This window comes from Shewanella zhangzhouensis, from assembly GCF_019457615.1.
GTDB lineage: Bacteria > Pseudomonadota > Gammaproteobacteria > Enterobacterales > Shewanellaceae > Shewanella > Shewanella zhangzhouensis.
Genome location: NZ_CP080414.1, coordinates 118495 through 142968, shown reverse-complemented (window position 1 = coordinate 142968; position 24474 = coordinate 118495). Strand labels below are relative to the sequence as shown.

General features: G+C 56.1%; 21 protein-coding genes. 12 read left to right on the top strand and 9 right to left on the bottom strand.

Going from position 1 to position 24474, the window contains the following annotated elements; genetic code table 11:
- Window positions 1-4: 4 nt before the first annotated feature.
- Genes K0H63_RS00635 through K0H63_RS00620 form a run of 4 tightly spaced genes read right to left on the bottom strand, consistent with a single transcriptional unit; the run spans window position 5 to window position 4830 of the window.
- Window positions 5-562, bottom strand: coding sequence for a core component of ECF transporter (locus tag K0H63_RS00635; protein WP_220066308.1), 558 nt, complete (start codon window positions 560-562; stop codon window positions 5-7).
- Entirely contained in the window at window positions 552-1223 is a 672-nt protein-coding gene (locus K0H63_RS00630) for an energy-coupling factor transporter transmembrane protein EcfT (RefSeq protein ID WP_220066307.1), read from the bottom strand. The genes K0H63_RS00635 and K0H63_RS00630 overlap by 11 nt, the downstream gene beginning before the upstream one ends.
- Window positions 1220-2710 (bottom strand): ATP-binding cassette domain-containing protein, encoded by a 1491-nt coding sequence (locus K0H63_RS00625; RefSeq protein WP_220066306.1) that lies wholly within the window; start codon window positions 2708-2710, stop codon window positions 1220-1222. The genes K0H63_RS00630 and K0H63_RS00625 overlap by 4 nt, the downstream gene beginning before the upstream one ends.
- The gene (locus tag K0H63_RS00620; protein WP_220066305.1) at window positions 2707-4830 is read right to left on the bottom strand and encodes a TonB-dependent receptor plug domain-containing protein; all 2124 of its coding nucleotides are present in this window, start codon (window positions 4828-4830) and stop codon (window positions 2707-2709) included. The genes K0H63_RS00625 and K0H63_RS00620 overlap by 4 nt, the downstream gene beginning before the upstream one ends.
- 352 nt (window positions 4831-5182) lie before the next feature.
- Between K0H63_RS00620 and K0H63_RS00615 the strand changes: the two genes are divergently transcribed.
- Window positions 5183-6541: an isochorismate synthase gene (locus tag K0H63_RS00615; protein WP_220066304.1), complete on the top strand. Its 1359-nt coding sequence runs from the start codon at window positions 5183-5185 to the stop codon at window positions 6539-6541.
- A gap of 59 nt (window positions 6542-6600) precedes the next feature.
- Here K0H63_RS00615 and K0H63_RS00610 read toward each other — a convergent pair whose 3' ends face one another.
- Window positions 6601-7332 (bottom strand): substrate-binding periplasmic protein, encoded by a 732-nt coding sequence (locus tag K0H63_RS00610; RefSeq protein ID WP_220066303.1) that lies wholly within the window; start codon window positions 7330-7332, stop codon window positions 6601-6603.
- A 276-nt stretch (window positions 7333-7608) separates the two neighbouring features.
- On the opposite strand from K0H63_RS00610, the gene K0H63_RS00605 reads away from it, so the two are divergent.
- Both K0H63_RS00605 and K0H63_RS00600 read left to right on the top strand, forming a co-directional pair.
- Window positions 7609-8268, top strand: coding sequence for a 7-cyano-7-deazaguanine/7-aminomethyl-7-deazaguanine transporter (locus tag K0H63_RS00605; RefSeq protein ID WP_220066302.1), 660 nt, complete (start codon window positions 7609-7611; stop codon window positions 8266-8268).
- Window positions 8269-8350: 82 nt separating this feature from the next.
- Entirely contained in the window at window positions 8351-8812 is a 462-nt protein-coding gene (locus K0H63_RS00600) for a GNAT family N-acetyltransferase (protein WP_220066301.1), read from the top strand.
- Window positions 8813-9688: 876 nt separating this feature from the next.
- On the opposite strand, the gene K0H63_RS00595 is transcribed toward K0H63_RS00600, so the two are convergent.
- On the bottom strand, window positions 9689-11815 hold the full coding sequence (locus K0H63_RS00595) for a sensor histidine kinase (protein ID WP_220066300.1): 2127 nt from the start codon (window positions 11813-11815) through the stop codon (window positions 9689-9691).
- A gap of 2 nt (window positions 11816-11817) precedes the next feature.
- Window positions 11818-13200 carry a sigma-54-dependent transcriptional regulator gene (locus K0H63_RS00590; protein WP_220066299.1) on the bottom strand — a complete coding sequence of 461 codons (1383 nt, stop codon included), beginning with the start codon at window positions 13198-13200 and terminating at the stop codon, window positions 11818-11820.
- Between the two features lie 276 nt (window positions 13201-13476).
- On the opposite strand from K0H63_RS00590, the gene K0H63_RS00585 reads away from it, so the two are divergent.
- The 9 genes from K0H63_RS00585 (at window position 13477) to K0H63_RS00545 (ending at window position 21464) form a co-directional block, all read left to right on the top strand.
- Complete coding sequence (locus tag K0H63_RS00585; RefSeq protein WP_220066298.1) at window positions 13477-14289, top strand: ABC transporter substrate-binding protein; 813 nt, start codon at window positions 13477-13479, stop codon at window positions 14287-14289.
- The gene (locus tag K0H63_RS00580) at window positions 14286-14993 is read left to right on the top strand and encodes an ABC transporter permease (RefSeq protein WP_220066297.1); all 708 of its coding nucleotides are present in this window, start codon (window positions 14286-14288) and stop codon (window positions 14991-14993) included. The genes K0H63_RS00585 and K0H63_RS00580 overlap by 4 nt, the downstream gene beginning before the upstream one ends.
- Window positions 14993-15685 (top strand): ABC transporter ATP-binding protein, encoded by a 693-nt coding sequence (locus K0H63_RS00575; RefSeq protein ID WP_220066296.1) that lies wholly within the window; start codon window positions 14993-14995, stop codon window positions 15683-15685. The genes K0H63_RS00580 and K0H63_RS00575 overlap by 1 nt, the downstream gene beginning before the upstream one ends.
- Window positions 15669-16259, top strand: coding sequence for a molybdenum cofactor guanylyltransferase MobA (gene mobA, locus K0H63_RS00570; RefSeq protein ID WP_220066295.1), 591 nt, complete (start codon window positions 15669-15671; stop codon window positions 16257-16259). The genes K0H63_RS00575 and mobA overlap by 17 nt, the downstream gene beginning before the upstream one ends.
- Before the next feature lie 15 nt (window positions 16260-16274).
- The gene (locus tag K0H63_RS00565) at window positions 16275-18074 is read left to right on the top strand and encodes a bifunctional molybdopterin-guanine dinucleotide biosynthesis adaptor protein MobB/molybdopterin molybdotransferase MoeA (protein ID WP_220066294.1); all 1800 of its coding nucleotides are present in this window, start codon (window positions 16275-16277) and stop codon (window positions 18072-18074) included.
- Between the two features lie 9 nt (window positions 18075-18083).
- Complete coding sequence (gene moaA, locus K0H63_RS00560; protein WP_220066293.1) at window positions 18084-19067, top strand: GTP 3',8-cyclase MoaA; 984 nt, start codon at window positions 18084-18086, stop codon at window positions 19065-19067.
- 61 nt (window positions 19068-19128) lie between these two features.
- Window positions 19129-19575 (top strand): hypothetical protein, encoded by a 447-nt coding sequence (locus K0H63_RS00555; protein ID WP_220066292.1) that lies wholly within the window; start codon window positions 19129-19131, stop codon window positions 19573-19575.
- Between the two features lie 19 nt (window positions 19576-19594).
- A complete protein-coding gene (gene mutM, locus K0H63_RS00550) occupies window positions 19595-20410 on the top strand; it encodes a bifunctional DNA-formamidopyrimidine glycosylase/DNA-(apurinic or apyrimidinic site) lyase (RefSeq protein WP_220066291.1) in 816 nt (271 codons plus the stop codon).
- A gap of 163 nt (window positions 20411-20573) precedes the next feature.
- A complete protein-coding gene (locus K0H63_RS00545; RefSeq protein ID WP_220066290.1) occupies window positions 20574-21464 on the top strand; it encodes a DMT family transporter in 891 nt (296 codons plus the stop codon).
- A gap of 67 nt (window positions 21465-21531) precedes the next feature.
- On the opposite strand, the gene K0H63_RS00540 is transcribed toward K0H63_RS00545, so the two are convergent.
- Together K0H63_RS00540 and K0H63_RS00535 are read right to left on the bottom strand one after the other, a co-directional pair.
- Window positions 21532-22536 carry a sphingomyelin phosphodiesterase gene (locus tag K0H63_RS00540; protein ID WP_220066289.1) on the bottom strand — a complete coding sequence of 335 codons (1005 nt, stop codon included), beginning with the start codon at window positions 22534-22536 and terminating at the stop codon, window positions 21532-21534.
- Window positions 22537-22709: 173 nt separating this feature from the next.
- On the bottom strand, window positions 22710-24467 hold the full coding sequence (locus tag K0H63_RS00535; protein WP_220066288.1) for an ArnT family glycosyltransferase: 1758 nt from the start codon (window positions 24465-24467) through the stop codon (window positions 22710-22712).
- Window positions 24468-24474: the final 7 nt, after the last annotated feature.

Genomic DNA, 24474 nt, shown 5'->3' with positions numbered 1-24474 from the left:
GACATCAGGATTCCTCCGACGAAGCAATAAGGTCATGGGCCTTAAGTCGCCGGATAACCGGCGGAATAAGGGCAGCGCCCACCAGGGCAAACACAAATCCACCGGCAAACTCCATGGCACCGGCCAGCAAGGCGGCAGGCAGTGCCATGCCCGCAAGCAAGGTGCCCACCACATCTCTGAGGCCCCAGGCCAGGGCACCGGCAAACGCCAGCATGCCAAGACGCAGGTAAAGCCCTGCCATGCGATTGCCGGGCTTGATGGCAGGCAATATCAGCGCCATCAGCTCCATCGCCGCCGCCGGCGCGCCAAATTTCACCAGCAACAATACGCCCGATTTACCCACGCCCAACATCATGGCAAGGAGACCCGACAGCAGGCCACAAGCCAGCATGGCGCCGGGACGCGCTACCACCAGATGGCAAAGCAGGTAGAAAAAACTCATCAGCAGCATGGAATGGCCGGATAACCCCAGCTTTAGCCTCAACATGCTCTTGAGGGCAATCATCAGGGCAGCACAAAAGCCGATAAACAGTGCTTGTTGTAAACCCAATTCAGTCTTCATCGTGCTTTCCTCTGTGGGGCCAGTGACTGGGATTGGCACTCTGGCCAAACCCACGACTCTTCGCAGCCAGTGCCTGGCGCCGGGATAATTTCAATAACTCAATCAGCAGTGGACTTATTACCGTGTGAACCAGCTCTTGCCAATTCAGTGGATTAACCAGGTCTTTCGCCCCAATTCGTGCGCCCCGGAGCCGCTGTAGCCGGTAGATGTCCCGCGCCTCGCTCAGCACAAAGGGCAAGGCGTTGATCGAGGCTGACAGCACAAAAGCCCAGCGCGGTGACAGCCAGTTCGCAAAGAAGGCGCCAAGGCGTTCGGGCGCAAAGCGTATTGCCAGATACCAGGGCGGCAGAAATGCCAGAAGCAGCCTCAGCGCCACCAATGCCGCCTCGCCCAAACGTTCACTGCCCCAAAACAGGCCGTAAATGGCACTGGTGAGCAGCCATTGCCAGACAAACAGCAGTACCAGGGGCCTGGGGCTGGCAAAGCGGCTGCCATCGATGGCCATGGCGAGCCCGGCAAGTCCGGGTAACCACAGCCAAACCGGGGGCGACATCAGGGCCAGCATAGACATGCCGAGAGTGCCAAGGATGGCCAGTCCACAGCGCCCATCGACCAGCAGCGGCCTGCCAGCTCTTCGCCTGGTTGGAGATAGCAGCCTCACCGCGCCATTCCCCCGGCAGCCAGCTCCCACTGCTTCGTTGGCGTCCCCCTCCTTGCCACAGGCGCTTGTTCGTTGGCCTCAACTTCAATTAAACGGCCATTTCCAAGCTGCCAGCGCGCCACATTGTCGAACCCGGCAAGGTCCCTGTGGCACGCCAGCACGCAGCAGCCACCACGTGACAGGTACCAGTTGAGCAGCTTGATACAGGCCATGAGACTCTGTTCATCCAATCCGGCAAAGGGGTCATCCAGCAGCAGCAACCTGGGCTCGGTAATCACCAGTGCCGCCAGCAGTACCAAATGCTGCTGCCCCCAGGAAAGTTTGTGGGGTGAGACCGCCGCCAAGTGCTCAATGGCGAGAAACTCCTGCACCCAGGCGACCTGCGCCTCATCCAGCCCACGACGCCTGATGCTGAAGCTCAGCTCTTCCAACACCGTCAGCTCAAACAATTGCCGACAGGGGCGCTGCAGCATCAGCGCCACCTCACCCGCGGCCGTGTTGGGAATGCGGCCGTCGAGTTTCACCGGCAATTTCACACCATCCTGCAAACCGGCAATGGCCTTGAGCAGAGTGCTCTTGCCACTGCCGTTGTCGCCGAGCAGCAACCTGATGTCACCGCTTCTGAGTACCAAAGGTGTATCCAGCCTGAATAAAAGACGACCCTCGGGCGGCGCGGGTGCAAACCTGGCAGACAGAAACCCTTTACGGCCAGAACTGCCTCTGCCGCGCTGATTCGGGGTTGGGAGTACCAACTCACAGGGTGCCAGGGTCAGGCATTTGCGCCCCCCACTCTGGCTTGGATTGCAACGGCAAAATATGTCTGCCCGCCGCGCTTCGGACGCCTTACGGGCGCCAGCCGGTTGTAAACGGCCTTGCTCCAACATCCAATGAAAATCCAGCAATCCGGCAAAGGCCGCCGGGTGATGCTCGGCAATGATCAGTGCCAGGCCGTCGGCTTTGAGGCGGGCCAGTGTCATCATCAATTGGCCAACACCCTCGTCATCCAGCTGTGCCCAGGGTTCATCCAGCAGCAAGACTCTGGGGTTCAACACCAATTGGGAGGCCAACATGACCCGGTATTTCTGCCCGAGCGACAGGGTTTCTATGGGGGTATCCAGCGACAGCTCCAACCCCACTCTGATAAGGGCGGCTTTCACTGCAGCAGGCATATCGTCGGCAGCCACACCATGGTTTTCAAGCCCAAAGGCCACTTCGGCGCCCAGGGTTCGGCGCAGCAGCTGCACCTGAGGGTCTTGCATCACCAGCGCGACCTGGGCTTCCGGCTGACGCACCATCACGCCCGCAAAGGGGCGTTCATTCAAACCGGCAATCAGCGCCAAAAGGCTTGATTTACCGCTGCCCGTTGGCCCGCTGATGCAATGGCACTCGCCGTCGTGAATACGCAGCGACAGGCCATCAAACAGGCGCTGCCCGGGACCATGGCCAAAGCCAAGGTCCTCGAGGCTGACGAGCGGCGGCTGTGTCACAAGCGCCAATCCATACCGATAAACCACTGGCGACCCGCCTGGGGCAGAGACTCACTCTCGGCGTAATTTTCGTCCAGCAGATTGGTGGCCCTGATGTAGAGCGCCAGCTTGTCATCGTAAAACGACTGCGACAGCTTGAGGTCAAGCAGGTCATAGTCGGGCAGGTCACGCTCGACCATGATCTTGCCGCTGCGCTCGAAATAGATCTGATCCATCACCTTCTGCCAGGACAGGTGCACCCGGGTATCGGTTTCGAAGCGATAGTCCAGGGTCAGGCCGTACTGATGCCGCGGGCGATATTGCAGCGCTTCGGTGCTGTCCGGCGTTTTGTCTTCACTGTCGAGGAAGCTGTAGCTCAGTGATACATCCAGGGCCTGCAATGGCGATATCAACAGCCGCGCATCCACACCACGGAAACGATAGTCACCCAGGTTGGCGTAGATACCATCAGTGTCTTTGGCGATGTAGTCATCGGCGCGGGTTTCGTAACCATAAACCTCAAAACTGCCGAGGGAGAAGCCCTGTTCCAGCCCCAACTCCCAATGCTCTGACGTCTCAGCGGTCAGCTCGCCGTTACCCGCAGAAAGTGAATACAGATTTTCCATGGAGGGGAAGCGCACCTTGCGTGCCGCCGAGGCGCTCAGGCGTGTTTGAGACAGCGCCTGCCAGTACAACGCCGCCATCGCCGAAGGCTCATCCACAGAGGTATCGCCATCACGCTGGTACCAGGCACCGCCAAAGGTCGCACCCCAGGTATCCCGCTGATATTGGTACTCGGCTGCGAGACTGTACACCCAGGCACTGTCGTCAAAGCCCGTTTCAGTGGGTACGCCGCTGCTTGAACCCGTACCTGAGCCACCGCCTGAACCACCACCCGAGCCACTACCGGAGCCACCACCCGAGCCACTACCGGAGCCACCGCCCGAGCCACTACCGGAGCCACCGCCCGAACCACCGCCTGAGCCACTGCCTGAACCACTGCCTGAGCCGCTGCCGGAGCCGCTGCCGGAGCCTGAATCAGACGTTGAATATTGGGTCGCCAATTCGTCCCAGCGCTGTTCTTCGGCGCCGGCACCCAGAGTAAGGAGGCTGTGGCGACCAAGCTCTGTGATCAGTTGCAGATTCAGCCCCTGCACCGTGGATTCGCCGCGCTGCTGGCTGTCGAGGTCACTGAAACTGATGTCGGTGTAGGCTGACTCCAGGGTTTCGGTACGGTTGTAGTAGCCATAGCCCCTGAGCGTCATGCCGTTGCCAAAGCGATGGGCCAGGCCCAATTGACTGCTGGTATTCTGGTAGTCATCCACACGTTCATACTTGGCGCGTCCAGAGCCGCTACCGTCACGACCCGGCTTACCCCACTCGCCCTCGCGCAGATTAATGTTGGCAGTGAGCTGCGTGGCATCTGACAGCCAGTAGCTGCCCTGGGCGTAAAAATTATCCACTTCCTTTTCGGCGTTGAGGCGATCACCGGCGGGTTGATTGGGCGCTTCCTGGTAATCATCCGACAGCGGCCAGCTGTCGCGCTTTTGCTTACCCGCACTGACAAAGCCCTGCCAGTTGTCACCACCGCCACCCAATGCCACGTCAGCGTTGAGGGTATCCGAACCGGCAAACTCCAGCTTGCCGGATACCTGAGCATCGTCGCCACTGCGGGTAATCACGTTGATTACGCCCCCTGCACCACCCGGGCCATAGAGCACGGAGGCCGGGCCCACGGCAATATCGACGGCGGCAATCTGGCTGGTTGGGATCACACTCGGGTCGAATTGGCCATCGGCGGCACTGGCAGCCGGCACCCCGTTAATCAGCAGGGTGACGTGGCGGGTTTTAAGACCACGGATATCGATTCGGGGTGTACCTTCACCACCGGTACGCACATGGATGCCGGGCACTGTCGCCAGCACCTGATCCAGCGTTTGCGCGCCACTGTCGCGAATGTCCTCGGCATCGATGCGCCAATGGGTGGTTGCCAGCGCTTCGGCGGTGGGCTGTTCACCGCGAACCACAATCACATCGGCAATATTGAGCAGAGGGTCGCGGGTCTCGCTGGCGTGTCCCAACAAGGGGAGCAGGGAAACTGACAGAAGCGAAAGTGCGAAAACGGGAGGTTTAATTGTCATTCTGATTCTTCGTTGGCGTAGGAATAGCGTCATTTCAAAGAGCTGCCGAATCAGGCTCAAGCAAAAGAATGACAAAATCTGCCCCCGATCGACCTATTGGCAATATTTCCGAAGACGTCTTGGGTCAATTGGACATTTTGTCTGACTGTTTTTTGCAATCTGGGTCAAAAGGAGGCAGATCACAAAGCGCGGCAAATTTGCAATGTGTCGCACAAAATCAGCAAAGACTCATATAGCTTTTTGGCACCATTCACAGCTTGGGTTCTGGACGATTGACACCGGCACCCATGCTATTTAACGTTGGGTAACAACAATAAAAGCAGTGTGTTGTATTACAACCGGAGACCCTTTTTTGTCAGTCATGTCCCTGCCCGATGCCTTGCTGTCACTCGAGGCAAAGATTCAACATCTCAGCACTACCCAGGGCAGTGAGCCCTTGGTGCAGCTGACAGAGGCAGTCCCTGCCTTGCCCTTGATATCCTGGCTGGCTTCTCAGGAGCTGTATCCCAGGATCTATTGGCATGGCCGTGATAAAGAAGAAGAGGTGGCAGCCATAGGTTGCACCTGTGATTTCTTCTTTGATGACAGGGTGGCCGATCAGCAGCTGGCAGAGGTTTATCAACGTCAGCGCGCGTTGAGTTATAACCAGAATTTCCGTTATTACGGTGGTGTAGCCTTTGACCGTGAAGTGGAAGGCTGGCCGGAGTTTGGCCGGGCCCGTTTTGTACTGCCCCGTATTGAGCTGCGCCGCAGTGGCAAGGAATTCAAACTGCTGCTTAACCTGAATTTTGATGGCAACGACAGACTTGCCGAGTGTCAGGCCGCGCTGCAGGCTCTGAGGTCGCTGAAGCGCCCCAAGCCCCTGACACCACCCGGTAAGGTAAATCTGCTGGGGCGCAGTGAATATCCCGAATATCCCCGCTGGCAACAGTTGGTAGAGCAGGTGACGGCGGATAAATTTAACCGCCACACCCCCAAGGTGGTGCTCTCCAGGTTGTCGCAACTGGAAATCAATGACCCGGTAGATCCCTGGATGGTGTTGGCGTGCTGGCAAGGCCGCTGCCCAAGCAGCTTCCAGTTTGGGTTTCAATTTTCCAAAGACAGAACCTTTATTTCCTGCTCACCCGAGCGGCTGTATCTGAGACGGGGGCAAGAGCTTTTCACGGAAGCACTGGCTGGTACCACGCTGCGCGGCCATACCGAGGAAGAAGATGCTCTGCTTGCAAAACAATTGCAGGAAGACAGTAAAAACAGTCACGAGAATCAGCTGGTGCGCCAACACATAGTGGAGCACCTCTCTCCACTGAGCCACTATGTGGGTGCCGAAGAGTCGCCACGTATCTTTAAGCTGCCACATATCCAGCATTTGCACCGTGCCATTCGCGCAGAGCTGAAGCCCGGCATCAATGATTTTCAGCTATTGCTTGCCTTGCACCCCACCCCAGCCGTTGGCGGTCTGCCAAGACCCAGCGCCTTGAGCTTTATTCGCCAACAGGAAGGGTATAACCGGGGTTGGTATGCAGGCGCCTGTGGTTACCTGAATCGCCATGAGAGTGAGTTCTCCGTGGCCATTCGCAGTGCGCTGATTGAGCCGGGACGCATTAACCTGTTTGCTGGTGCCGGTATAGTGGCAGGGTCAGACCCCGAAGCCGAATGGCAGGAGTTGGACAACAAGCTCGCCACCATCCTGTCGATTCTGGTGGAACTCTGAGCTTAACGACTCACCTTTAGGTTTGCATGCTGTGACTGTGTGACCTGAAGCCTGTCCCGCTATGGGATCAGGCCGAGTTTGCGTTGGGTTGCCTCAAAGAGCCGCTGCTGCAACCCCGAGGCTATCACCTCTTTATGGGCCTCATCGAATCGGAGTTTAAGTGATTCACCAAAGCGGGTATCTGCAAAACCGAAATACACAGCCGCACTGACGACATCATCCACAATCACAAAATTCGGCTCGCTCTCCAATAACCTGGCGGCATTTTCCATACCCGGCCTGTAATCGAGCACCGCATCGATACGCCCGTCGTTGAGCCGCTGCAGCATATCCCGCAGGCTGCTGCTTTCTTCGTAGTACATGGGATAAGGAATGAGACGGTCAAAGCCATAGGCTATGTAGGCCTGTACCTTACGCAGGTTTAAGCTCTCCAGCCCTTGCCAATCGCGGGCCATGGCTGGCGTCAGCGCCACGTCCACTGTATCCATTTCGACGGCCGCCGCGCTGTAGAGCCCCTTGCGTAAATCGCCCTGGTACACGCCGAGCACTATGTCCGCCTTGTCGTGCTGCAGCAGTTGAATACTGCGGGCGAAGGGCACGACAGTTACCTTGAGTTGCCACTCAGGGGAGGGAAATGCCTGGCGCAGAATTTCAAAGTAGTAACCTTCTCCCTGGGCATTGGCATAACCCATCCAGGCTGCGGTAACCACCCGTACTTCCACCGGCGCCGCCGGTGCTGCGATGCTAAGCATCCAGATTACTGCGCCAAGCCAGACAGATTTCAGTCCCATGCCCCAGTCTCCCCGCCCACTGCCGTGCTGCATGCCTGCATCGCCAGTAGTGTTGTCAGAGCATTAAGTGTAGTGGAAGCAGACTCAGGCGGCGATTTTCTGCGCTTTTTCCTTGCGTTCCGGGCTACCATTCTTATAATGCGCAGCCCGGCAGGCGACTGAGTAAAGACTCGGCCACCAGCAGGCACCTTTTACAGGCACTATGCGAAAGCGTTGCGCCAACTTGTACCACTGCGGGTTCCCTCACCCCGCCTAACCCAATAAAAAGGCCACAATATGTTGCAGTTATCTCACGCGCAGTACAGGCGCGCCCTCTTGCTGTTGGCTGGATTTCACATTCTGGTTATCAGCGCCAGTAACTATCTGGTTCAACTTCCTTTTCAGCTGTTTGGCTTTCACACCACCTGGGGCGCCTTCAGTTTTCCCTTTGTGTATCTCGCGACCGATCTGACGGTCCGGATTTTTGGCCAGCAAGCCGCCCGCGGTATTATTTTTCGTGCCATGATGCCAGCCCTGCTCATCTCTTATTTTATGGGCGTCCTCTTTCATCAGGGTCAGTGGCAAGGCAGCGCGGCCGCGCTGGAATTCAACAGTTTTGTCTTCCGTATTGCCTTCGCCTCCTTTGCGGCCTATTTCGTAGGGCAACTGATGGATATAAGAGTATTTGACCGCCTGCGCCAAAATCGCCGCTGGTGGGTGGCCCCAGCCGCATCGACCCTGATAGGCAATTTGCTGGACACCCTGGTGTTCTTCAGTGTCGCCTTTTATGCCTCCACCGATGCCTTTATGGCCGAACACTGGGTTGAAATAGCCATGGTCGATTACGGCTTTAAGTTACTGGTAAGCTTGGCACTTTTCTTACCCGCCTATGGTGTATTGCTGCGCGTTCTGCAGGACAGGATCCTGGCAACAGAATCCAGGCAGCAAACCTGCTGACCCAACTGGCCAGACCTGTTATAATACGGCGTTTTTTTGTTCAGCCGTCGCTGGGCGACGGCATCTTTCCCGGGAGAAAAAGATGTACTCCATTAAGATACAGGCCGTAACCGAACTATCGCTGGCGGACGCCCAACTCGCTGCCGACCTGATGCAACAGATCCCTGAATTTGATGCCCCAGTCAGTGCCAAAGCCATATTGGAACGCCTTGGCGATGCACCAGCCCTGTTGTTGCTTTGCTATGTTGAAGGCGAGCTGGCAGGTTTCAAACTGGGTTATCAAAAGGCACCGGGCGCCTTCTACAGCTGGCTTGGCGGTGTCTTGCCTGACTACCGCAAGCTGGGTCTGGCACAGCAAATGCTGGACGTGCAGGAGCGTTGGGCCACTGAGCAGGGATACAGTGAAATGAGCGTGAAGACCCTCAACCGCTTTGGCGCCATGCTGGCGATGTTGGTGCAAAATCGCTATCAGATCACTGAACTCAATGGCGCGGGATTACCGCTGACCGAGCACAAAATCAGCCTGCAAAAATCGCTGGTGTGAGTAAAGACTAAAAAAAGAGCTTGCAAACGCAATTGATAATGATTATCGTTAACTTGCGTTCCAAAACTCATCCTTAACTGAAGCGAATTCTTCGGGTTATGGTGTTCCTGAGTTTGCAAAGCACGACATTGCTCACACACTCATTTAGTGGCCGGGTCCTGGACCCGGCTCTTTTTTTATCTGCCGCATTTACCCATCTGTCCAGTTGCTTGTAACAGCTGCAATCTGCGCCAGGACGATGCCAAAAACGCCTTCATGCAGTTCCCGCCTTTCCCTTCAGATTGCCGGCGCTCCCTCTCTTTAGTTGAAGTTGCTGTTGCCAGGGTCAATTTCGCCGGCAGCAGAAAACAACCAGATTCCAGACTCTGCCCCGATGTGCTCTTGCTGGCACCTGGCGTCCCCCTCTCTCAGGCGGATGAAACTGACCGTTGGTGTGGCAGGCAGCGCCTGCCATAGCGGCATCTCGGGTAACATCAAGAGCAAATTCACCTTAGATCTGAGAGCGATTGAGTCGGCTCAAGCGGATTCGCTCGCCAATGCAAATACCGAAGACAGGGGAAATGAGTAACGCACTTTGAGTCGGTAAAAGTGCCAACACCTGGACGTAAGAATCCAAACGTTGGCTCGTGAAGATGGCTGGTGAAGATGACAGTCTGGCCAAAGAGCGTGAGCAAACAAAAAGCCACGCAGAAGGCAAAGCAGATAAAAAGTCACAAAAGTGCTTGCATTAAAGATGAGAATGATTATTATTTAAATGCGTTCCAAACTCATCACCGCTCTGCAAGTGGGCCGGTGCCTCCGAGTTAACATGCACGACATTGCTCACACACTTTTGTGGCCGGACCCAGCGTCCGGCTTTTTTTTACCCAAATGGTTTTAAGCCAAACCACCGGCGCCCAGCATCAAACCTTCGTAGGGATTCAAGCCACTCTCTTCCCGTGCCTCATGGTAAAGACCAATGGTAAACAGGGTGCCTTTACCCAGGGTAGAAGTCACTTCTATGGTGCCGCCAATCCGTTTGATGATGCCGTAGCTCAGAGACAAGCCCAAACCCGTGCCATCCGGACGCGTGGTGTAAAAGGGGTCGAAAATACGGCCAAGTTGTTCGGGAGCAATACCACAGCCCTCATCTTCGATTTCAATCTTGACCCCAACCGGCTCATCCTGCACCACCCAGTCGTAGGTGCGGATCCAAATCCGCCCCTTCCCATCCATGGCATGGGCCGCGTTAACCACCAGGTTAATCAAGACCTGCAACAGCTGTGGCCGGTTGATTTGTACCGGACAACTGGCATTGAGCTCCTGATGTAGTACCACCTCTTGCTTCTTGATGGAATGGCGCACCAATACCAGCATTTCTTCGATAATGGGGGTTATCTGGTGCATCTCCAGCGGTGCGTTAAATTCGCCGGGGCGGCTGTACTGCAGCAGGCTGCGAATAATGGTGCTGATGCGGCCCACCTGTTGGATAACCAGGTCGATTTCTTCCTCCACCTGCCCAGCCTTGTCGCCAAGCTCAGAGCGCAGCAGTTCCATATTGCCGAGGATCACTGCCGTGGGATTATTGATTTCGTGGGCAATACCCGCAGTAAGCTCCCCCAGTGCCGTGAGCTTTTCGTTGGTCACCAGCTGAGCACGGGTTTCGTTGAGCAGCGACACGTTACGCTGCAGCTCTTCGGTTTTTTCCTGCAGGCTGCGGGTACGCTCTTCCACTTTTAATTCCAGCTGCTCGGCGGCTGACTGAATTTGGGCATTGCGCCTTTGCAGCAGGTCGAGCATACGGTCAAACTGCTCAGCCAGGTTGGCAAGCTCGTTGTCTTTCTCCAGTCCCAATTCACCGATGCGCACATTACGGCCAGACTGCACCGCCTTTACCACATGATGGATCCGCTCAATTGGCTGCAACAGGCTATACGCGCCCCGATACACCAGCATGCCGGATACCAGCAGCACCAACATGAGTATGGTGCCCAGCTCTATGATGTTAAGCAGGTAGTTATGGATAAAGGGCGCTTCCGAAAAGCCTGTGTATATCATGCCGATACGCTCGCCGCGTACGTCGGTGAGCGGTGCATAGGCCGAGATAAACCAGTCGTTGTACACAAACGCCCTGTCGACCCAGGTCTGGCCCTGTGTCAGCACCTTGTGTTTAACCTCTTCGGATACCAGACTGCCCAGCGCCCGCCCCTTGTCTTCGCCATCCCGGGGGAAGAAGTGCAGCGGCACGTTGGTGCTGATACGCACATTGTCCAAAAAGATGGTGACAGTGCCGATGGAGCGCTCAGGCAGTGTGCCCTTGTCGTACACCAGGTCGCGGATGTGGTCGACAATTCGGGTATCCCGATTCAGCAGGGTGCCGCCGTCCAGATACCAGGCCACTTCACCCTCGTTGTCCACTATGGGCATCAGGCTGCGGCTCAACATCCCCCGGTCTTCGGCTTCTCTATCCGGCACATCGGCGCGGGGAGTGGGCAACAGTGTCAGCCGGGCTCGCTCGGCCAATGCCGGATCCAGCCGGGCAAGGCGTTTTGATGAGAGCACCATCAGGCCGGTAAATGGCTCGCCGCCCTTTACTTTGGTCAGCAGATGGCGCAGGTCAGGATCGGCAGCGGCACGTTCTACATTGATCAGCCGTAAAAAGTCCAAATCCATGGCAAGGCGGCGCTCGGCCAGAAATGCATTAAAGTCGGCCGCAAGCTGCTGTTTATCGAGGTGGGTGGCGCGGAAAAAGTTTTGAAATTCCCAGGACTGCAGCAGGTTCTCCAGCTCCTTTTCCTGCCGCCGCTGCACCTGTTCCAGGGTGTTGTTGGCCACCGTGAGGTCGGCTTTTACCTTCATAAACAGCTGCTGGCCGGTGTAGCTGATATTCCAGTAGATGGTGATAAATACCAAACTCACCAGGGTCAGTAAAATTGGCAGCAGAGTAAGTATAAGAATGCGATAGCGCACCTTGGCCTGCATCTGGCGCCAGTTAACACCAAACAATTGGGTGAAGAAGGACATGGTTATTCCTCCTCGTCACTGTCAGTGCCAAACCACTCTTTGAATTTTCGGTCCAGGGTCTTGCGGGACACACCCAAATCACGGGCCGCAGCCGACTTATTTCCGCCATGGGACTCAACCACCGCCAGTACATGATGCTTTTCCACATCCTTGAGTGGCCACTCCAGCGGGAACCCAAACTGGCCCGGTTCGGCTTCCTTGATGGTGGTTTTCCAATATTCTGCCGGTGGCTTTCCTAAAAGGATGCTGCGCTCAATCATATTACGCAGCTCGCGGATATTACCCGGCCAGTCGTGCTGCTGAAGGCGGCTTAAGTCTTCGTGGCTCCACACCAGTTCGCGGACCCCCAGCTCCGCCCCAAGCACCCGGGTGAAGTGATGGGTCAACTCGACCACATCTTCGGGCCTGTCTCTCAGTGGGGGGATTTGAATTTCGAGCACGTTCAAACGATAGAAGAGATCGCGGCGGAAATGCCCGGCCTCGACTTCATCGGCCAGCTTACGGTTGGTGGCCGCCACCACACGTACATCAATACTGACCTCTTTTTCACTGCCCACGGGACGGATGGCCTTTTGCTCCAGCACCCTCAGCAGCGCGGTTTGCATCTTCAGCGGCATTTCGCCGATTTCATCGAGGAAGATGGTGCCCCCCGACGCAAAGCTGAACAGCCCTTCACGGGCACCCTTGGCGCCGGTAAAGGAGCCCGCCGCATGGCCAAAGAGTTCACTCTCCAGCAGTTCAGGCGCGATGGCGCCGCAGTTGACGGGCACGAAGGGACCCTGTCGGCCAGAGAGTTGATGCAGTTGTCTGGCCACCAGCTCTTTACCTGTGCCCGACTCGCCTTCAATCAGCACCACGGCGTTGGTGGGGGCCACCCGGGCAATAATGTTTTTCACTTCCTGCATGGCGGCGCTGTTGCCAATGATGCTGGAGGAATAACCAATCGACACTTCGCGGCGCAGCATCAGGTTTTCGCGCTTTAGCAGCCTGCGCTCTATGGCCCTGTCCACCGCTTTTAGCATCTGCTCCAGGTGGAATGGCTTCATGATAAAGTCAGAGGCACCTGCCCGCAGTGCCTGAATGGCCACTTCCATGTCGGCGTAACCGGTCATGAAAATTATGTCCGAGCGCCTGTCTTCATCCGACAGGGCTTCATGCCATTCAATACCGGAACGCCCCGGCAATCGAATATCGACAATGATCAAATCGAAGTGACAGCGACTTCTGAGCTGCTCTGCTTCTTCCACGCTGCCGGCGGTTTCCACCAGGGCAAACTTTTTCGACAGCGCCTTATTTAAAAAGGAACGCATACCCGGCTCATCATCAACAATCAGCACAGACACGGCAGTAGGCAGAGGTTTAGCAATGGCTTCGTTCTGGTTCATCTTGTCTTCTTCTGGACATTTTGACGCATAATGCGGTCATTCTATCACCGGAAAATGGTCGATAGGTCACTATGGACCAGCTAAAGTGTGCGTTGGGACAATTTGTCTGAAGGTTTTTGTTGCACTTGGGAGCTGCTTCACACTTTGTTGAAAGGATTGTGAAGCAAATCGCTATATATTCTTTGGCACTCAAATTGCTAATAGCTATGGCGCCAATTGCCCGCAATACCTGTTGGGCCCGATTTAAAGGCGACGAACTAAAGCCAAGGAGAAAGCATGTTCAACACCAAACATATTCTGGGCGCAGCCCTGACGGCCACCCTGCTGAGCATTACGCCGGTACAGGCCGAGGAAGTGATTAAGCTGGCCACCACCACCAGCACAGAAAACTCAGGCCTGCTCAAAGAACTGCTGCCCACCTTTGAAGCCCAAAGCGGCTACAAGGTACAGGTTATCGCGACTGGTACCGGTAAGGCGCTGGCACTGGGCCGTCAGGGTGACGTTGACCTGGTGATGACCCACGCCCCTGCCGCCGAAGCCAAGTTTGTTGAAGAAGGCTACGGCAGCGAGCCTCGCGGCATTATGGAAAACGATTTTGTGGTGCTTGGCCCCAAAAATGACCCTGCCAAAATCAAGGGCAGCGCCAGCGCTGAAGAGGCCTTTGGTAAAATCGCCGCTGCCGGCGTGCCTTTCATTTCCCGTGGCGATGACTCAGGTACCCACAAGAAAGAACTCAAAATTTGGCAAGCCGCCAATGTAAAACCTGACTTCACGGGCTATACCTCTGTGGGCCAGGGCATGGGCAAGACCCTGCTGATGACCAACGAACTGCAGGGCTACACCCTGACTGACCGTGGTACTTACATCGCCTACAAGGGCAAGCTGGATCTGGATGTCGACTTTGAAGGCGGCGCCACCCTGGCCAACCCTTATCAGGTTATCCTGATTAACTCCTCTAAATATCCCAATCTGAATCACAAGGGTGCCAAGGCCCTGAGTGACTGGCTGATCAGCGCCGAAGGACAGAAGATGATCAATGACTTTAAGGTTCAGGGAGAGCAGCTCTTCAAGGCCACTTATCGTCAATGAGTCAGAGTTGGTTTGAACTGATACAGCAGGCCTTGGGCCTGCTGTTTTCCCTCGATAAAGATCTCTGGTCGATTATCTGGATCTCTTTCAGCGTTTCCCTCGCGGCCCTGCTGATCACCCTTATCCCCTCTATGCTGCTGGGCTTTGTGCTCGCCTTTAAGCAGTTCCCCGGCCGTCACTTTGTCCTGAATCTGGTGCAAACCCTGCAATCCATACCCACAGTGGTGATTGGTTTGCTGGTGTATTTACTGCTGACCCGCATGGGGCCTTTGGGCGACCTGCGCTGGCTCTTTACCCAGCAGGGGATGATCCTCGGGCAAATGCTGATCTGCGCCCCCGTGCTGATTGCCATGAGCCAGGCGGCCTTTACCAGCGCCGACAAACGCGCATGGGAAACCGCCCTGACCCTTGGCGCATCGCTGCCCCGAGCCATACTCATGGTCAGTGGTGAGCTGCGCGGCCCACTGCTGTTGGCCGTTATCGCGGCATTTTCCCGTATTGTGACCGAGGTGGGCTGCTCCATGATGGTTGGCGGCAACATCGAGTATGTTACCCGTAATATTCCCACCGCCATTGCGCTGGAAACCAGCAAGGGCGACTTTGCTCAGGCCATAGCACTCGGGTTGGTGCTGCTGTTTCTGGCCATTATTATGAACTTTGCCCTGGGGAACCTCAGGGGTAAGAATCAGGTAAGGAGTCACTGATGGCGAGGATCCTTGCCCATGATTTGGGCATTCGCTTCGGCCAGCGGCAGTTGTTTGAGTCGGCAAATCTGACCTTTGCCGAGGGCGATTGCATCTACCTGATGGGTGACAACGGCAGCGGCAAAACCACCCTGATGAAAATTCTTGCCGGATTGCAGGCCCCTTCCCATGGCACGGTAACCGCCCAGGGTTTTCCATCCCGTGGCCTGTGGCAAAAGAACAAACTCCACGGCTGCGCCGTATACCTGCATCAGCATCCGTACCTCTTTGAAGGCAGCGTGCTGGAAAACCTGAACCTTGCCCTTAAACTGGGATGTCTGGAACACTCCCGTATCGAAAAGGCACTGGACATGGCGCAGCTTGGGCACCTTCAACACAGCCAGGCAAGCCATTTGTCAGGTGGTGAGCGCCAGCGTCTCGCCATTGCACGGGCCTGGTTGCTCAGGCCCAGATTACTGATGCTCGATGAGCCTGTATCCAATATGGATAAGGACTCCCGCGAGCTGGTGCTCGACATGACAGAACAACTCAAGGCAGACGGCACCGGCTTGCTGATAGCCAGCCACCAGCATGGCCGCTTAACGGCACTGTGCCAACATCATTGGCTTATTCAGGACGGCCGCATACTCACGGGACGCCTTGAGATCAAAACGCCACAACCACAGGAAAACGAATATGTCCTTGCGCATTGATGCCGTCATCCTTGCCGGCGGCCAGGCCCGCCGCATGGGTGGCCAGGATAAGGGGCTGGTAGAGCTCCTTGGCAAACCCATGATTGAACATGCCATTACGCGCATTCAACCTCAGGTTAAGGAGATCCTGATCAACGCCAACCGCAATCAAAACCTGTATGCTCAGTTTGCTGACTGCGTATTCGGTGATGAAGACAGCGGCTTTTTGGGACCGCTCGCAGGCATGGTAACCGCCATGGGCAAAACCCAGGCCGATCTGCTGTTGGTGGTCCCCTGTGACTGTCCTTGCCTGCCCACAGATTTGGTTGCCAGAATGGCGGCAGGATTGGAAGCCGAAGCGGCTGACCTCGCCGTTGCCAGCGATGGCGAGTATGAACAACCCGTGGTGATGCTGCTCAAACCATCACTGCGCGATTCCATGAAGGCTTTTTTAGCGGCCGGCGAGCGCAAAATTGATTTTTGGTACGCCAAACACAAGGTGGCAGTAGTTTCCTTTGCCGACCAGCCCAATGCCTTCGTAAACGTCAACACGCCAGAGCAAATAGAACAACTATCCAAGGCGCTGACACAGTGATTTTTTGAGGTGAGCATGACGACAGCCTTTCGCAATCCCCTTCCCGTGCCTGTATTGGGATTTTGTGCCTACAGTGGCACCGGTAAAACCACCCTTCTGTTGAAACTCATCCCCGAGCTGAACCGCCGTGGGTTAAAGCTGGCTGTCGTTAAACATGCCCACCACGACTTTGATGTGGATATTCCCGGCAAGGACAGCTATGAGCTGCGCAAAGCCGGTGCCCGCCAGATGCTGGTTGCCTCTCACGTGCGCTGGGCACTGATGACCGAAGACGCCCGCGACTCTGACCCCGAACTGCCCCATCTGCTGAACCAAATCGAAGCCGACAAGGTGGATATAGTGCTGGTAGAGGGCTTTAAAAAGCTGTCGCTGCCCAAGATAGAGCTGCACAGAGCCGCCCATGGCAAGCCATTTATTCATACCCAGGACCCGGACATTCTCGCCGTGGCCTGCTGCGACGACACCCAGTTGCCATCCGACCTGCCAAGACTCGATATCAACAACGTGGCCGAAATTGCCGACTTTGTGCAGCAGTATATTGCCGACTGGTGCCCGGCCACCCCGTCATTGCCTCTGGCGCCCACTTGTGGCTGCGAGGCCGATATGAGCAAGACTCTGTCGGTCCGTCAGGGGATGGATGCCATTCTTGCGAAAGTCGTCCCTGTCAGTGAAACCGAAATTGCCCCGCTGGACGAACTCGATGGCAGGGTGCTGCCCAGCGAAGCCATTTCGCCGGTGGACGTGCCCCAGCAAACCAACTCGGCCATGGATGGATTTGCCTTCCGCTTTGCCGACCCCATGCCAGACTCGCTTTCTATTGTTGGATCCTCTTTTGCCGGACACGGTTTTGCCGACACCCTCAAGCCCGGTGAGGCCGTGCGTATCATGACGGGCGCGCCGCTGCCCGCCGGTGCCGATACGGTGCAGCCAAGGGAACTTGCCGATGACAGAGGCGACACTGTGTCGCTTCAGGGCAAGCTGGAATTGGGCCAGCATGTGCGGCAGGCCGGAGAAGACATAGCCAAAGGCGCAGTGGCACTTGGCGCAGGTGAGCGCATCGATGCCGCCGCCACCGGCCTGTTGGCGTCGCTTGGCTTTGACAAGGTACAGGTAAAGCGCCGCCCAAGGGTGGCGGTGTTTTCCACCGGCGATGAGGTGAGCGCCCCGGGAGAGCCCCTCGCGCCCAGCTGCATCTACGACTCCAACCGTTTCACCATCAAAAACTTGGCCAAACGCCTTGGCTGTGAAGTGATTGACCTTGGCATTATTGAAGACTCGGAAGCCAGCCTGATGGCGGCGCTTGAGCAGGGCGCGAGCTGCGCCGATGTGGTAATAAGCTCTGGCGGCGTATCTGTGGGCGATGCCGACTACATCAAGACCGCGCTGGCAAAGCTTGGTCAAATCGGCTTCTGGCGCATCAACATGCGTCCGGGACGGCCACTGGCCTTTGGCGAAATCAATCAGGCTCTGTTTTTTGGTCTGCCCGGTAACCCTGTGGCCGTGATGGTGTCTTTCCTGCAGTTTGTGCAACCGGCCCTGCGCAAACTCGCCGGTGAAAATCAGTACCAGCCCAAATTTATTCCCGCCATCACAGACGAGGTGCTCAGAAGCCGTGCCGGCCGAACCGAGTTTTTCCGGGGTATTTACCATCTGGGAGACGATGGCCAGCTCCATGTCAAAACCACCGGAGCCCAAGGCTCAGGCATGCTGAGCTCAATGGTGAAAGGCAACTGCCTGATAGTGCTCGCTGAGCCCGATGAACAGCTCGCCATCGGCAGCAGGGTCTATATCCAGCCCTTTGCCGATTTGCTCTGAGGCCAGTTAATGTCAGCCCTGTGCGACAGTTTCGGCCGCAAGGTCGAGTACCTGAGGCTATCGGTCACAGACCGCTGTGATTTCCGCTGCGTTTACTGCATGGAAGAAGACCCCTGCTTCCTGACACGGGAGCAGGTGCTCAGCTTTGAGGAACTGGCGCTCATTGGTAAAGCCTTTACTGAGCTGGGGGTGAAGAAAATTCGCCTCACCGGCGGCGAGCCCCTGGTCAGGACCGATTGCACTGATCTGGTGGCGCAACTGGGGCAACTGCCCGGTTTGCAGGAGCTGTCAATGACCACCAATGGCTCGCGGCTGGCCAAACTGGCACCGGCCCTCAGGGCTGCCGGGCTCAAGCGCCTCAATATCAGCCTGGATACCCTTAACCCCGAGCGCTTTGAACAGATCACCCGTAATGGCAAGCTTGAGCGGGTAATAGCCGGTATCGATGCCGCCAAACAGGCAGGTTTCGAGCGCATCAAACTCAATGCCGTTATCCTCAAGGGGCGCAACGACGATGAAGTGCTGGACTTGGTGGACTTTTGCCGCAGCCACCAGCTCGATATCGCCTTTATCGAAGAAATGCCCATAGGTTTGATGGACGATCGCGAAACGGCCCGTCACCTGTCCAGCGACCAGGTGCGCGCCATCATTGAACACCGTTATCCGCTGACGCTCTCAGACAAGCGAACCGGTGGGCCTGCGCGTTATTATCAGATGTCGGACAGCCCGGTGCATATCGGCTTTATCTCGCCCCACAGCCATAACTTTTGCCATGAATGTAACCGGGTGAGGGTGACGGTTGAGGGCCGATTGTTGTTATGCCTCGGGAACGAACACTCGGTCGACCTCAAGGCCATTCTCAGAAGCCATCCCGGCGACACAGAAGCCATGAAAGCAGCCATTCTTGCAGCCATGCCTCTGAAGCCCAAATCCCATGAATTCGATACGGGTGCCGTGCAAATACTGCGCTTTATGAATGCGACCGGAGGCTGAATCTTCAACCTGGGGCATCTCGTGTTACACTCAACGCCAGGGTTTCGCTTGATTTTTTCCCATGGGACTTAAACGCCGCACCTGGAACAACATCATTATCATCGCCTGCATCCTGATGGTCTCGGTGCTGACTTTGCTTGACCAGCGCATGAACAGCCTGCCGGAAGATGCCGCGCCACTCTTTGACGACTCCACGCCGCTCACGGGACTGCAACTGGACGGTGTCGCGCTGGAGCGTACCAATGGCATCTTTGCCTGCGACAGCCAGGTCAGCAACTGTGATGATTGGGGTAATGCCTGGTTAAGCCTTAAGGTCTCAGCCCTGTCTCAACCGCCGGGCCAGCCCACTGGGCCGAGGGAGCTGACTATCCTCATCGGCCAATTGCCCGCACAAACCTGGCTACTGTTTGATGACGGACTTTTGCAGTCCCCCCAGGGTCACTGGTACCTTATTCCTCCCAGCCTGCGTCAGGCACTCGAACCCCATTTGTCAGTCCAACCCCAATAACCCGCAGTGCGAGAGCAAGATGCCAGAATTACCGGAAGTTGAAGTGACCCGCCAGGGCATTGCCCCCCACCTGGAAGGCAACCGCGTTGAAGCCCTCATTGTGCGTAATGCCGGCCTGCGCTGGCCAGTGCCTGAGCTTACACAAAACATCGTTGGCCAAACCATTCTGGCCGTCAGACGCCGGGCCAAATATCTACTGATAGATACGCAGGCGGGTACCACCATTGTCCATCTGGGTATGTCCGGCAGCCTGAGGGTGCTGCCGAAGGATACCCCGGTCGAGAAGCATGATCACATTGACCTGGTCATGCAAAACGGTCGGGTGCTGCGCTTTAACGATCCCCGCCGCTTCGGCGCCTGGCTTTGGAGCGAGTTGCCTGAGGCCGCCCACCCGCTGCTGGAAAAGCTGGGGCCCGAGCCACTGTCGGCCGCGTTCCATGCCGATTACCTGCAAGGGGCACTCAAAGGCAAAAAGAAGGCCATCAAGCTGTGCCTGATGGACAACGCCATAGTGGTTGGAGTGGGTAATATCTACGCTAACGAAGCCCTGTTTGCCGCCGGTATTCACCCCGAGGCCGAAGCGGGTAAAGTGGATGCCGAACGCCTTACGCTGCTTACCGCCGAGGTAAAGGCCATACTGGCACAGGCCATCAAACAGGGGGGCACCACCCTCAAAGACTTTACCAACGCCGACGGCAAGCCCGGTTACTTTGCCCAGAAATTACATGTGTATGGCCGCGGCGGCGAGACCTGCACCGAATGTGGCCACCTGCTGAGTGAAATCCGCCTCGGTCAGCGCACCACGGTATTTTGCAGCCTATGTCAGACAAAATAATTTCATCCGTAATCAGATAAAACAAGGCCAATTTGCGTTTTTGAGTTCTTTTTATTCATCTATAAATGCACTTTGGCAGAATGCCAGTTACCGAACGCTGGAGCATTAATAGCCGAGTCTCTATAATGGCGCCCCCGAATCCCACTGACTCACAGGCAAATCCTTGAGCTTTGAATATCTGGCGTTACTCGCCGCTGCCTGCTGGGCCGTTGGCAGCCTGATGTCGGCCACCGCCGCCACACATCTTGGCGCCTTTGCCTTCACCCGCATCAGAATGCTCAGTGCCAGCGTTATGCTCTGGCTGCTGGCGCTGCTCCTTGGCAGCTGGCACAGCCTGACGCTGGACAGCCTTTATTTGCTGGCACTCTCGGGGCTTATCGGCATTTTCATTGGTGATACGGCGCTGTTTGCCGCCATGAATCGCTTAGGCCCCAGAAGAGCCGGGGTACTCTTTGCCACCCATTCCCTGTTTTCTGCTGTACTGGCCTATTTGTTTCTCGGTGAAACCCTGTGGGGATGGACCCTGTTTGGCAGTAGCCTGCTCATCAGCGGCGTGATGGTGGCCATCTTTTTCGGTAAACGAAAAAACGAAGAACATGCCTGGGAAAACGGTAATCAGCAGGTCAAACGCGGTATGGCACTGGCACTCTTGTCAGCCCTGTGCCAATCGGTGTCGACCCTGATGCTCAAACCCCTGATGGAAACCGATATAGATGCGGTGGCGGCGTCGGCAGTGCGCATGAGTACCGCCTTTGTGCTGCATTTCGCCCTGTTGCTGCTGGGCTTTTCCGTTGCCAGGGCCAGAACCCCTGCCACTCCCAAGGTACTGGCTCTCACCATCGGCAACGCTGCGCTGTCGATGGTACTGGGTATGACACTGATATTGCAGGCACTGAAACACGGCAACGCTGGCCTGGTGGCGATATTGTCGTCCGTCAGCCCTATTCTGGTGTTGCCACTGCTGTGGTTGGTGTATCGCAAGAGTCCCGCAGTGGGTGCATGGCTCGGCGCCATCATGACGGTGGCCGGCACTGTACTGATACTGGCACATTAGGTGCTGGGTCTTTCGCCGGAAGCTACATTATCAAAGCCCCTGAACGGGGCTTTTTCATCCGACGTAATCAGTTGAACTGGAGGCTCACCTGTACCGGGTAGTGATCCGACAGCTCGTTGTAGTAGCCATTGTGGTAATAGCGGCCCGAGCTTAAGTTCCAATAACCTTTCAAATACCACCAATACCAGCTGATTTCAGCCTTTGGGTAGCGCACTGACATCTCCGGGTTATTGACTGGCTGCTTGTGGTCCTGATGCCAGAATACGTAGTCGAGGGTATCGTTGTAGTCGAGGCTGTAGTCAAAGTAGTAGGCATTGGCCTTGGTAAACCAGTTATCCCTGGCGCTGAAAGATCCTGTTCCCGGAGTAGTAAAATTCAGCCCGGCATTTACTGTGGCCAGCATGTCGGCCACTTCCAGCTGTTTGCTCCATTCCACATTCATGTCACCACCGATAATAACAGCCTCGGTTGCCGGGATCTGCTCGGCCTCGATAAAGGCCTGAATTTCCCCCAGCTGCCCCAGACGTACCTGATGTTCTTGCGCTGTGTCATCGTCGTGGGTTGCCTGCAGGTGAGTGCCAATCAGGTGGAATCGCTCGCCATTTTTCTCGATGGCGACATAGGCAAATCCCTTGTTGGCATAATAATCCCAACTGCCCTGCAGGCTGTGATTAAACACATGGGCCTTGCGGGTTAATATGGGGTATTTGGACAGGATAACCACGCCGCCACGCACCACCATGGGGGAGTTGGAGCAGTTTCCGGTGAGCGCATCCCAGCCGGTGCCGCTGCAGTTTTCACCCACATTAGCGGTTTGATAAGGGTATAGACCGGCAAGGGAACTCAGTGCCGTTTCCGCTTCATCGTTAAAGGCTTCGCTTACAAGTATGACGTCGGGCTGATCCGACAGCTGTGTCAGCACGGCAGGCAAACGTGCTGCACGATTGACCTGATCCCAATCCTGCACATTGAGCTGCATTATGTTGTAAGCCATCACCTTGAGTGATTCGGCATAGGCCTGAGGTTGCAGGGCAAATATCAGGGTAAATAGCAGTGCATGATGTTTTCTCATCAAGGCATCTCCAGTTTGTGATTATGAGTTATTTGGGTGCTACTCAGTTACTCGGGTAGCGGCCCATACTGGAACACAGCCGAATGTCATTAAGACGTCAGGGAGATGTCATTGAGATAAAGGTTTTATGACTGGCACTGGCACAAAAAAGCCCCGCATGCGGGGCTTATTCATTAGTCCGTCAGCCAATGGCCAGGGTGGTCAGTGTGGTAGCGGTAGACCCGTTTGGGTGCATCACAGCTGGCCGCCATGGCTTGGTCATCCAGCAACAGCCAGTTGTCCCTGTGGGCTATGCCCATGCTACGGCCCCTGGACATATCAAAACAGCTCAGGGTTGTGCCTTCGGGAACCAGCAAGTAACGCTTTGGTGCAGAGGCGCCCTCTGTCATCCCCTCGTTCATCCAAGCCCAGGCATTGCGCTCCTGCTCTTCGACGCTCGCCAGGTAACTGAAGTGGGTCACAGACACAGGAGAAAACAGAATGAACTGCTCCTTGAACTTAATCAGCCCAAGCTCGGCATCTTCTCCTATGGTTTCGGCCGTATGTTGCATCAGTTGCTGCGGTGTACGCATGCTATCGAGCAGCATATAGCCCCAGGTGCCCACCAGCAGCCAGCCCACTAATGTCACGGCACCGGCATTGAGCAGCGAGATTTGTTTTCTGAGCCACCACAAGCAGGCAAGCCAAACTCCCCCGAGCGCCAGCAGCATCATACCTATGCCCGTTAAGTCGTCGGTGTAATCGGCGAGCCTGGCAGCCAGCTTGGGATGATGCATAAGTGCCAGCACGCCCGCCAGCAGCAGTACGGCGCCCAATACCCACAATACGCCCTTCACCAAACCCTCAAACCAGCGCCTGGGCTGCTCACCATCGATGATAGCGGCCATAGCCAAACAGGCCATCGGCAGAGCTGGCAAAATATACACGTTGCGCTTGCCCGGGCTCAGGCTGAAAAACACCACCACCAGCAAAACCCAAAGCAGCAAAATAGCAATAACGGGGTCTTGCTTGATGCGCTCAATAACACGTTTACCATGGGCAATTGCCAGCAGCGGCAACGGGAACCAGAGCCAGGGAATAACGCTGAAAATAAAGAAATACCAGGGTTTGATATGGTGCCATGCGTTAACGTAACGCTCACCGGTTTGCTTGAACAGGATGTTGTTCATATAGGCCTGGTGCTCAGGCGTGGCATCCAGCAACACCGCCAGCAACATGGGCACCAGCCACAGGGCAATCACACCCAACATGGCCAGAGGCCCAAGGACCACCTTCCAGCTCCAGGCCTGGTGGGGCAACAGTGCCCTGCCGGTGACCATTTGCCAGCGATACCAGGCCAAAGGCAATAACATCAGCAGTGGTAAGAAGCCCACACCCTTGGTGATAACCCCCAACCCCATAAAGGCCCAGGACGCAAAAAACCAACGCCAATGGGGCCCGAGTACAAAATGCCTCACCAGCCCGTAGCAACCCAGGGTAATCCAGCAGGCCACCATGGCATCTATCTGGGCATTCTTTGCCTGCATCAAAAATTGCGGCACCAACAAGAGCAACAAGGCGGCGTTACGACCGACCCTGACGTTCCAAAGTCGACAGCCCAGGTCGTATACCAGCATCACTGTCAACAGGCCGCAGAGGGCGTTGGGAATAAGAAAGGCCAGTTTCAGATCGCCAATCAACCAATACACAGCGGCAATGGCCCACATAAATACCGGGGGCTTATCGGGATAAAATTCTCCGCCGCGGGTGGGAAACAGCCATTCCCCGCCCATCACCATTTCCCGGGCCACTTCCACAAAGCGCGGCTCATCGGCTGGCCAGGGAGAGCGCATGCCAATGCCAATCAGCATCACCAGCAGCGTGAGGCTAAAGAGCGCCCAAAACACCCTTTTCTTATCATCATCGGCAAAGAGTCTGAACAATGCTGTCATGGGTATC